The following is a 9,962-nucleotide window of genomic DNA, read 5'->3' as shown; positions in this document are numbered from 1 at the left end:
GTCCTTCCGGCCCCTGAGGCCCTTGCGGCCCCTGGGGTCCTTCCGGCCCCTGGCAGCCGATTGGCCCCCGGGGTCCAGCCGGGCCCGGATTACCCCTTGGAATGGCAAAGTCCAGCTCCACACCGCAGGGCGTGGGCGAGGCGGTTACCCGGGCCCGGGTGCCGGGGGGTGTCGTGACAGTGCTGCCCACCGTAACAGTGGGAATGATACAACACGGGGGATAACAGAAATCCCCCTGAGAATAGTGCATATACAGAAGCCTCCTCTCTGAAGGGCTAGGCCAGTATATGCCCCACAGGCCCCCTTGGGTGCGCGCTTATCCGATGGGCAGGCCGGTGAGATACCGCCGGACCACGTCCAGAGCGTGGTTGGCGGCCAGCTCCTGGATGCGGTCCCGCCGGCGGCGGCCGGAGTCCGTCCGGCGGCAGAAGGTGCCCTCCGGCGTGGCCAGGCCAATGTACACCAGCCCCACCGGGTTGTCCCGCTCATCCCGGTCCGGGCCCGCCACGCCGGTGACGGACACGGCGATGTCTGCCCCGGTGATCTGCCGGGCGCCCTCCGCCATGGCCCGGGCCGTCTCCTCCGACACGGCGCCGTACTGGTCCAGCGTTTCCTGGGGCACGCCCAGCACCGCCGCCTTGACAGAGGTCCAGTAGCTGACCACGCCGCCCCGGTACACGCTGGAGACGCCGGGCAGGGCAGTGATCCGCTCCGCCACCCGGCCGCCGGTGCAGCTCTCCGCAGTGGACAGGGTGAGATTCCGCTCCTTCAGCAGCTGGAAGCACACCGCTTCCAGGCCCTTCACATCCACGCCGTACACATAGTCTCCCAAAGCCGCGCGGACCTCTGCCACCACCGGGGCCAGCATGGCCTCCGCCTCCTCTGCGCCGGCGGCCTTGGCGGTGGCCCGCAGCCGCACCTCGCAGGGCTTGGCATAAGTGGCCAGGGTGGGGTTCATCATGCGGACCATCCGGTCATGGAGCAGCTGGTCCACAGAGCTCTCGCCCATGCCGAAGGTCATGATATCGTGGGAGACGATGACCTCTTTGGAGAGGGCGCGGAGGTACGGCTCCACGCACCGGCGGAGCATGGTCTCGCACTCGTGGGGCGGCCCCGGCAGCATCAGCACATGGACGCCGTCCGCTTCAAAGGCGCAGCCGGGGGCGGTGCCCACCGGATTGTCGAACACGGTGCAGCCCTCCGGCAGCTCCGCCTGCTGGGTGTTGTTTTCCGGCATGGGCACATGGAGGGCGGACTGATAAAAGGCCCGGATGTCCTCCAGAATATCTTCGTGCAGCACCAGCTTCTGGCCGAAGGCCGCACAGATGGTCTGCTTGGTCAGATCGTCGTAGGTAGGACCCAGGCCGCCTGTGGTGAGAATGATGTCGGCCCGGTGCCGGGCAATGTCCAGAGCCTCCCGCAGGCGCTGAGGGTTGTCCCCCACTACCGTGTGCCAGAAGACGTTGACGCCCAGGGTGGACAGGCTCTGAGAGAGCATCTGGGCGTCGGTGTTGGCGATGTTACCCAGCAGGATCTCTGTGCCGACGGCGATGATCTCCGCGGTGTGTGACATGGAAAGACCTCCTTTTTGAAACAGCGGCCCCGCCGGCAACAGGCGGCGGGGCCGGGAACAGATTGGGTCAGATCCGGGCCGGATCCGTGGACTTCACCCGCACCCAGGTCTCGTCCGCCAGGGCCTTCTGCACCAGGGACTCCACGTCCAGGGCGGCCTCCGCCTGCCGCACATCTTCCAGCCGGGGCCGGGTGGCGGGGTGGCGGGGCGTGAACACCGTGCAGCAGTCCTCATAGGGGAGGATGGAGGTGTCGAACACCCCGATCTCCCGGGACATGCGGATGATCTCCACCTTGTCCATGCCGATCAGGGGCCGCAGCACCGGCAGGGAGGTCACATCCTCGGTGACCCCCAGGGCCAGCATGGTCTGGCTGGCCACTTGGCCCAGGGACTCGCCGGTGACCAGGGCGCCGGCGTTGGCCTTCCTGGCGATGGCCTCGGCGATGCGCATCATGAACCGGCGCATGATGAGGGTGAAGTACTCCTCCGGGCAGTTCCGCCGGATCTCCTCCTGGATCTCCGTGAAGGGGACGATGTGGACCAGCAGCCGCCCGGTCCAGGCAGTCAGCAGCCGGGCCAGCTCCAGTACCTTGTCCTGGGCCTGCTGGGAGGTGTAGGGCGGGGAGACAAAGTGGACCATCTCCAGCTCCACGCCCCGGCGGGCCATCATCCAGGAGGACACCGGGGAGTCGATGCCGCCGGAGAGCAGGCTCACCGCCCGGCCGCCCATGCCGATGGGCAGGCCGCCCGCGCCGGGAACAGAGGGAGTATGAACGTAGGCGTACTTCTCCCGGATCTCCACAAATACCGTCAGATCGGGAGTGTGGACATCCACCGCCACATGGGGGAACAGCTCCGCCAGATCGCCGCCCACAGCTTGGCTCAGCTGGATGGAGTTCATGGGAAACATCTTGTCTGCCCGCTTGCTCTCCACCTTGAAGCTCTTCGCAACGGCAAAGGCGTCCGCCAGATAGGTCCGGGCGGCCTCCACAATGGCGTCCACTGTCTTTTCACAGGGCACGGCCCGGGCCACGGCGGCAATGCCGAACACCTGGCGGCAGGCGTCCCAGGCGGCCTCCATATCGCAGTCCTCTCCCTGGGGCTCCACGTAGATGGTGCTCTGCCGGAGGGAGCACTGGAAGCTGCCGCAGTTTTTCACCCGGCGGCGGACGTTGGCCAGCAGCTTGTCCTCAAAGGACTGGCGATTCTGTCCCTTCAGGACCACCTCGCCCAGTTTCAGCAAAAAGATCTCCTGCGGGGCAGGGGAAGCATTCATCATAACGGACCTCCATATCAGAACAGTTTGGAATATCGGCCCCTATTATAGCGCATTTTTCCGGGAATAGAAAGCCTGTTTTGTAGGGAAGGGCCAGCGGCGCGAAAAAAATAAAAAAATTTTCCGCACGGTGCAATAAAACCTCTTCTGGCACCGTTAATGGTGCAGAAGGGGCGGGAGAGACCCGCCGAATGCAGAACATGAAAAGGAGAATGAACAATGAAGCAGAACGGTTTCTGGAAGGGCTTCGGCTCCGGTTTGGTCCTGACGGTCCTGATCGCAGCACTGTGCGTCACGGCCACCGCCACCTCCAAGCGCAGCATCCAGGTGGAGGACGGCATCGGCATCACCCTCAACGGCGCCAGATTCACCCCGCGGGATGCCGCCGGAAAGCAGGTCCCCGTGTTCCTCTACAACGGCACCACCTATGTCCCCGTCCGGGCCATCAGCGAGGCCATGGGTATGGACGTGTCCTTCAACTCGGCCACCCGCACGGTCCAGCTGACCACCGCGGACCGGACCGCCAGCCAGCAGGGCGCCTCTTCCGCCTCCGGCAACTATATCAGTGCCGACCGGGCCAAGCAGATCGCCCTGAATGACGCCGGTGTCAAAGAGGCCAACGCCGTGTTCCTGCGGGCCAACCTGGACTGGGATGACGGCCGGATGAAGTATGAGGTGGAGTTTTACAGCGGCACCACCGAATATGACTACGACATCGACGCCGTCACCGGCGCCATCCTCAGCTCCGATCGGGAGCTGGAGAATTTCCAGATCTGGAACAACGGCACCAGCCGCCCCTCCGGGAACGGCAGCAACTCTTCCAGCGGCGACTATATCACCGCAGAGCGGGCCCAGCAGATCGCCCTGGCGGAGACGCCCAGCGGCTCCACGGTGGTGAAGTGCCAGTTTGACTGGGATGACGGCCGGGCGCAGTATGAAGTCGAGATCCGCAACGGCTGGACCGAGTACGAATTTGAGATCGACGCCGTCACCGGCACCATCTTCAGCCGGGACATCGACAACGACCGCTGGTGATCTTCCCCAGAGCCCCAAAGAGACGCCCGTCAGGGCGTCTCTTTTTATGGGGGAAAAGGAGCTCTTGCCCGCCGTCCAGCCCTCTGCTATAATGGAGGGACAACAAGGGGAAACCAAATTATGGAGGGGAAGTTTATGAAGATCGTGGCCATCAACGGCAGTCCCAGAAAGAACGGCAACACCGCCCAGGTGCTGGAGGTGGTCCGGCGGGAGGTGGAGGCCGCCGGGGTGGAGTTCCAGGTGTTCCAGCCCGGGGCGAAGGTCCATCCCTGCATGGCCTGCTACCACTGCCTGAACACCGGCAGCCTCCGGTGTGTCCAGACCGACGATATGGTCAACGACATCATCGCCGCCTGCATCGAGGCGGACGGCATCCTGCTGGCAGCTCCGGTGTATCACGGCGGTATTTCCGGCAATATGAAGTGCGTGCTGGACCGGCTGATGCTGGCGGCGGGCTGCGGGGTGAATCAGCTCCACCACAAGGTGGGGGGCGCCCTGTGCACCCTGCGCCGCAGCGGCGGCATGGAGACGTACCAGCAGCTGCTGGGCACCATGGATGCCATGGAGATGGTCATCGTCACCTCCGACTACTGGGGCGCCGTACACGGCGCGGACCCCGGCGAGGCCCTGAAAGACGAGGAGGGCATGGAGGTGGCCGCCCGCCTGGGCCGGGATATGGCCTGGATGGTGAAGGTGCTGGCGGAGAGCAGGGTCCCTGTGCCGGAGAGCACGCCCCGTCCCATGATGAACTTCATCCGGTAAAGAGGAGAGTCGGCGATTGGCGGAAGGAGGAATCTGGAGAATGAGCCCGCTGTATGATGGTTCCAACGGAGACGGATGGTTTTCGGTTTTTGTGATCGTACCGGTGATCGGCCTGGTGATCTGGGGCCTGAACACGTTCTGGCTGCACCGCCTGAAAAAGGGAGATATGGATTACTCGCCGGAGGGGTTCCGCAAAAGGGCCCGGATCTTCGCCATAATATTGGCAGCGGTGCTTCTGGGAGTGCCGCTGCTGGCGGCCCTGCTTCTCTGGAACCGGCACTGACCACGTTATTTCCGCCACAGTGAACCAGGCGGCCCCATTCCGGGGCCGCCTGGTTTTCTGATCCTTTGGGAATGTCCGGTTCCGGAACGGAATGGCTTCCGCCTTGCCCCCGTAAAGTCCGCTGCGCTGGGCTGCGGCGGGGACCCGGTTATCCCTTCAAAATATCGGTATTCCGGAACTGGATGGCCTCTGCCAGATGCTCCGGCCTGATGTCCGCCGCACCGTCCAGGTCCGCGATGGTCCGGGCTACCCGCAGAATCCGATCATGGGACCGGGCGGTGAGGCCCATCCGCTCGAAGGCGGACTTCATCAGCGCATCGCCGGCGTGGTCCAGGCGGCAGAACTGCCCGATCATGGGGGCGGTCATGTGGGCGTTGCAGGTGACGCCGGTGCCGGCAAAGCGGGCGGTCTGGACAGCCCGGGCCGCGTCCACCCGGCACTTCACATCGGCGGAGCTCTCCGGCGTCTCTTTCCGCCGCATGGATGCGTATTCCACCGCGGGAACGCTGACGTGGAGATCGATCCGGTCCAGCAGGGGGCCGGAGATCTTCTCCACATACTTGGCCACCTCCCGGTCCGAGCAGGTACACCGCCCGGAGGGGTGCCCCCGCCAGCCGCACCGACAGGGGTTCATGGCGCACACCAGCTGGAACCGGGCGGGCAGGTGCAGCGTCCCGCCGGAGCGGGCCACTGTCACCGTGCCGTCCTCCAGGGGCTGGCGCATGGCCTCCAGCACGTCCCGGTGGAACTCCGGCAGCTCGTCCAGAAACAGCACGCCGTTGTGGGCCAGGGAGATCTCCCCCGGCCGCAGCAGCGGCCCGCCTCCAGTGAGGGCGGCGGCGGATGCGGTGTGGTGGGGACTGCGGAAGGGGCGCCGGGTCAGCAGGGGGTGCTGCGGGTCCGCCAGCCCCGCCACGGACCAGATGCCGGAGACCTCCAGCGCCTCCTCCCGGCTCATATCCGGCAGGATGGAGGGCAGCCGCTTGGCCAGCATGGACTTGCCTGCGCCGGGGGAGCCGATCAGCAGCAGGTTGTGGCCGCCTGCCGCGGCGATCTCCAGGGCCCGCCTGGCATTTTCCTGGCCCATCACATCCCGCAGATCCGGCCCGGCGGCCTCCTCTGCCTCCGGCACCCAGGCCGAGGCGGGGGAGAGGCGCTCCTCGCCCCGCAAGTGGCGCACCAGCGCCCCTACATCCGGTACGCCGTAGACGGTGAGGCCGCCTGCCAGCGTGGCCTCAGCGGCGTTCTCCGCCGGGACATACAGCTCCTTCACACCGGCGTCCCGGGCTGCCAGGGCCATGGGCAGCACGCCGGTGACGCCCCGCAGCGCCCCGGTGAGGGACAGCTCCCCGATAAACGCCGCTTGCTGGGCCGGCGGCGGCAGCTCCCGTCCTGCGGCCAGCAGCCCCACAAAGATGGGCAGGTCGTAGACTGTGCCCGCCTTTTTCTGCCCGGCCGGGGCCAGATTCACCGTGATTCGGCTGACGGGGAACTTGGCCCCGCAGTTCTTCACCGCCGCCCGGACCCGCTCCCGGGCCTCCCGCACGGCGGCGTCCGGCAGACCCACGATGTCAAAGGCGGGCAGCCCGCCGGAGAGGAAGCACTCCGCGCTGACCGCATACCCGGCAATGCCGTTCAGTCCCAGGGAGCGCACCGTCACCACCATAAACGACCACCTCCAGAAGCCCTCCCGCTCCAGGCTGCCGCCCGCTGCCGGAAGAGCCGATTGCGAATTGTCGAAAACCGCCGTTTTCACGGAAGTCAGTTTACCACAAAACGACGAAATAAGAAACCCCGGATTCCAAAACTGGCCTGAAAATTCCAGGAAGTCTTGACGTTTCCGCAGAAACCAGAAAATTTGCGCAAAAAATAACAAGGCAGTTATTTACACGGCAAATTTCAAGTGATATAATAACACTGCATGAGCATTCGGGGGAATGCGACCGTGTTCATGTTGGTTCAGAATGCTGTCGTGTGGGCAGCACATTTATAGGAGGTAAGTTTATGGCAAGAAAGTTCAAGTCCATGGACGGTAACAACGCAGCTGCGTATGTCAGCTATGCGTTTACCGAAGTGGCGGGGATCTATCCCATCACCCCGTCCTCTCCCATGGCAGACTTGGTCGACCAGTGGTCCGCCGCTGGTCAGAAGAACATTTTCGGCACCACTGTCAAGGTCGTCGAGATGCAGTCCGAGGCGGGTGCCTCCGGCACGGTCCACGGCTCCCTGGCCGCCGGTGCGCTGACCACCACCTACACCGCATCCCAGGGCCTGCTGCTGATGATCCCCAATATGTACAAGATCGCCGGCGAGCTGCTGCCCTGCGTGTTCCATGTGTCCGCCCGTACCGTGTCCACCCACGCCCTGAACATTTTCGGCGACCACTCCGACGTCATGGCCTGCCGCCAGACCGGCTTCGCCATGCTGTGCGAGGGCAACGTGCAGGAGGTCATGGACCTGGCGCCCGTGGCCCATCTGGCCGCCATTGAGGGCCGCGTTCCCTTCGTGAACTTCTTCGACGGTTTCCGGACCTCTCACGAGATCCAGAAGGTCGCCGTGTGGGATTACGATGACCTGAAGGAGATGTGCGACATGGACGCCGTGGCGGCGTTCCGCAAGCACGCCCTGAATCCCGAGCGGCCCAACATGCGCGGCTCTCACGAGAACGGCGACATCTTCTTCCAGCATCGTGAGGCCTGCAACAGCTACTACACCGCTCTGCCCGACGTGGTGGAGAAGTACATGGGCAAGATCAACGAGAAGCTGGGTACCGACTATCAGCTGTTCAACTACTACGGCGCTGCCGACGCAGACCGCGTCATCATCGCCATGGGCTCCATCTGCGACGTGGCTGAGGAGGTCATCGACTATCTGAATGCGGGCGGCGAGAAGGTGGGCCTCATCAAGGTCCGGCTGTACCGGCCCTGGCGTGCGGACAAGCTGCTCGCCGCCATCCCCGCCACCTGCAAGAAGATCGCCGTACTGGACCGCACCAAGGAGCCCGGCTCCCAGGGCGAGCCCCTGTACATGGACGTGGTCACTGCTCTGGCCAACGCCGGCCGGACCGACATCCAGGTGATCGGCGGCCGTTACGGCCTGGGCAGCAAGGACACCCCGCCCGCCTCCGTCTTCGCCGTGTATGACGAGCTGAAGAAGGATTCCATGAAGCGCGAGTTCACCATCGGCATCGTGGACGATGTGACCCACCTGAGCCTGGAGGAGAAGCCCGCTCCTAGCGTGGCTCCCGCCGGTACGATTGAGTGCAAGTTCTGGGGCCTGGGCGGCGACGGCACCGTGGGCGCCAACAAGAACTCCATCAAGATCATCGGCGACCATACCGACAAGTATGTCCAGGCGTACTTCCAGTACGACTCCAAGAAGACCGGCGGCGTCACCATCAGCCACCTGCGCTTCGGCGACTCCCCCATCAAGTCTTCCTACTACATCAACAAGGCCGACTTCGTGGCCTGCCACGTGCCCGCCTACATCACCAAGCACTTCCCCATTGTCCGGGACGTGAAGCCCGGCGGTGTGTTCCTGATCAACTGCCAGTGGAGCGACGAGGAGCTGAGCCACCATCTGGATGCCGCCTCCAAGCGCTACATCGCCAAGAACAACATTCAGGTCTACACCATCAACGCCATCGACCTGGCCAAGGAAATCGGCATGGGCAAGCGCACCAACACCATCCTGCAGTCCGCCTTCTTCTCTCTGGCTAAGGTCATGCCTGAGAGCGAGGCTGTGGGCTACATGAAGGACGCCGCCACCCACTCCTACCTGAAGAAGGGCCAGGACATCGTGGACATGAACCACAAGGCCATCGACGCCGGCGCCACCGCCTACAAGAAGTTCGATGTGCCCGCCGACTGGGCCAACGCTGTGGACGAGGCCGAGCCTGTCAAGCACGAGGGCCCCGCCGCTCTGGTGGAGCAGGTCAGCACGATTCTGGACCCCGTGGGCCGCATGGACGGCGACAGCCTGCCCGTGTCCGCCTTCGTCAAGCATGTGGACGGCCAGTTCGAGCTGGGCGCCGCCGCCTATGAGAAGCGCGGCGTGGCCGTGTCCGTTCCCACTTGGGATTCCACCAAGTGCATCCAGTGTAACAACTGCGCCTATGTCTGCCCCCACGCCACCATCCGTCCCTTCGCTCTGACGGAGGAGGAGGCCAAGAATGCCCCCGCCGCCGCCAAGATCGTGGACGTGAAGGCCGGCAAGGGCAAGGGCGTGTACAAGTACACCATGGCCATCAGCCCGCTGGACTGCATGGGCTGCGCCGTGTGCGTGGGCCAGTGCCCGGTGGACGCCCTGACCATGGTGGACCAGGAGCAGGAGGCCGCCCAGCAGGAGGTCTTCAACTACTGCGTCTCCCAGGTGTCCGAGAAGAAGGACATGCAGGACAACACCGTCAAGGGCAGCCAGTTCCGTCAGCCCATGCTGGAGTTCTCCGGCTCCTGCGCCGGCTGCGCCGAGACCAGCTATGCCCGCCTGATTACCCAGCTGTTCGGTGACCGGATGTACATCTCCAACGCCACCGGCTGCTCCTCCATCTGGGGCGGTCCGGCTGCCACCTCTCCCTACTGCACCAACAAGGAAGGCCATGGTCCCGCTTGGGCCAACTCCCTGTTCGAGGATAACGCTGAGCACGGCCTGGGCATGTATCTGGGCCAGCAGGCCACCCGCAGCCGTCTGGCGGATCTGACCCGGGAGCTGATTGCCAAGGATTGGGCAGTGCCCGCTCTGAAGGAGGCCGGCCAGAAGTGGCTGGACACCATGGAGGACAGCGCCGCCAACGGCGAGGCCACCAAGGCATACATCGCCGCCCTGGAGAGCAGCATCTGCACTGTGGACGAGCTGCTGGCCAATCCCAAGGCGGAGATCCATGCCTTCGGCGAGGAGCTGAAGGCAAAGGGCGAGACGCTGTGCCAGTGTGACGCCTGCAAGCTGGCTGCTGAGATTCTGGCGGACAAGGAGTTCCTGTCCAAGAAGTCCATGTGGATCTTCGGCGGCGACGGCTGGGCCTACGACATCGGCTT

General features: G+C 64.5%; 7 protein-coding genes and 1 pseudogene. 4 read left to right on the top strand and 4 right to left on the bottom strand.

The genetic code is table 11. The features are described from left to right. The 3 genes and pseudogenes from HMPREF1546_RS19385 to thiI all read right to left on the bottom strand — a co-directional run. Positions 1 to 250: pseudogene (locus HMPREF1546_RS19385) on the bottom strand (hypothetical protein); the annotation flags it as partial. Positions 251 to 316: 66 nt separating this feature from the next. Then, on the bottom strand, positions 317 to 1,573 hold the full coding sequence (locus HMPREF1546_RS04315) for a competence/damage-inducible protein A (protein WP_021750821.1): 1,257 nt from the start codon (positions 1,571 to 1,573) through the stop codon (positions 317 to 319). Positions 1,574 to 1,640: 67 nt separating this feature from the next. Continuing rightward, positions 1,641 to 2,852 carry a tRNA uracil 4-sulfurtransferase ThiI gene (gene thiI / locus HMPREF1546_RS04310; RefSeq protein WP_021750820.1) on the bottom strand — a complete coding sequence of 404 codons (1,212 nt, stop codon included), beginning with the start codon at positions 2,850 to 2,852 and terminating at the stop codon, positions 1,641 to 1,643. A gap of 216 nt (positions 2,853 to 3,068) precedes the next feature. On the opposite strand from thiI, the gene HMPREF1546_RS04305 reads away from it, so the two are divergent. The 3 genes from HMPREF1546_RS04305 (at position 3,069) to HMPREF1546_RS04295 (ending at position 4,929) form a co-directional block, all read left to right on the top strand. Then, positions 3,069 to 3,884: a PepSY domain-containing protein gene (locus HMPREF1546_RS04305; RefSeq protein WP_021750818.1), complete on the top strand. Its 816-nt coding sequence runs from the start codon at positions 3,069 to 3,071 to the stop codon at positions 3,882 to 3,884. A 120-nt stretch (positions 3,885 to 4,004) separates the two neighbouring features. Continuing rightward, positions 4,005 to 4,646, top strand: a complete 642-nt coding sequence (locus HMPREF1546_RS04300) for a flavodoxin family protein (RefSeq protein WP_021750817.1) — start codon at positions 4,005 to 4,007, stop codon at positions 4,644 to 4,646. A 40-nt stretch (positions 4,647 to 4,686) separates the two neighbouring features. Next, entirely contained in the window at positions 4,687 to 4,929 is a 243-nt protein-coding gene (locus HMPREF1546_RS04295) for a hypothetical protein (protein WP_021750816.1), read from the top strand. Between the two features lie 148 nt (positions 4,930 to 5,077). Here the strand turns inward: HMPREF1546_RS04295 and HMPREF1546_RS04290 are convergent, their stop codons facing one another. Further along, the gene (locus tag HMPREF1546_RS04290) at positions 5,078 to 6,595 is read right to left on the bottom strand and encodes a YifB family Mg chelatase-like AAA ATPase (protein WP_036631099.1); all 1,518 of its coding nucleotides are present in this window, start codon (positions 6,593 to 6,595) and stop codon (positions 5,078 to 5,080) included. Between the two features lie 338 nt (positions 6,596 to 6,933). Here HMPREF1546_RS04290 and nifJ point away from each other — a divergent pair. Next, positions 6,934 to 9,962: pyruvate:ferredoxin (flavodoxin) oxidoreductase (nifJ, locus tag HMPREF1546_RS04285; protein ID WP_021751730.1), on the top strand; the 3,029-nt coding region annotated here is incomplete at its 3' end.

Origin of the sequence: Oscillibacter sp. KLE 1745 (genome assembly GCF_000469445.2) — a bacterium.
GTDB classification, from domain to species: domain Bacteria; phylum Bacillota; class Clostridia; order Oscillospirales; family Oscillospiraceae; genus Oscillibacter; species Oscillibacter welbionis.
The sequence above is the reverse complement of the archived record's forward strand: the minus strand, read 5'-3'. Positions and strand labels throughout refer to the sequence as shown.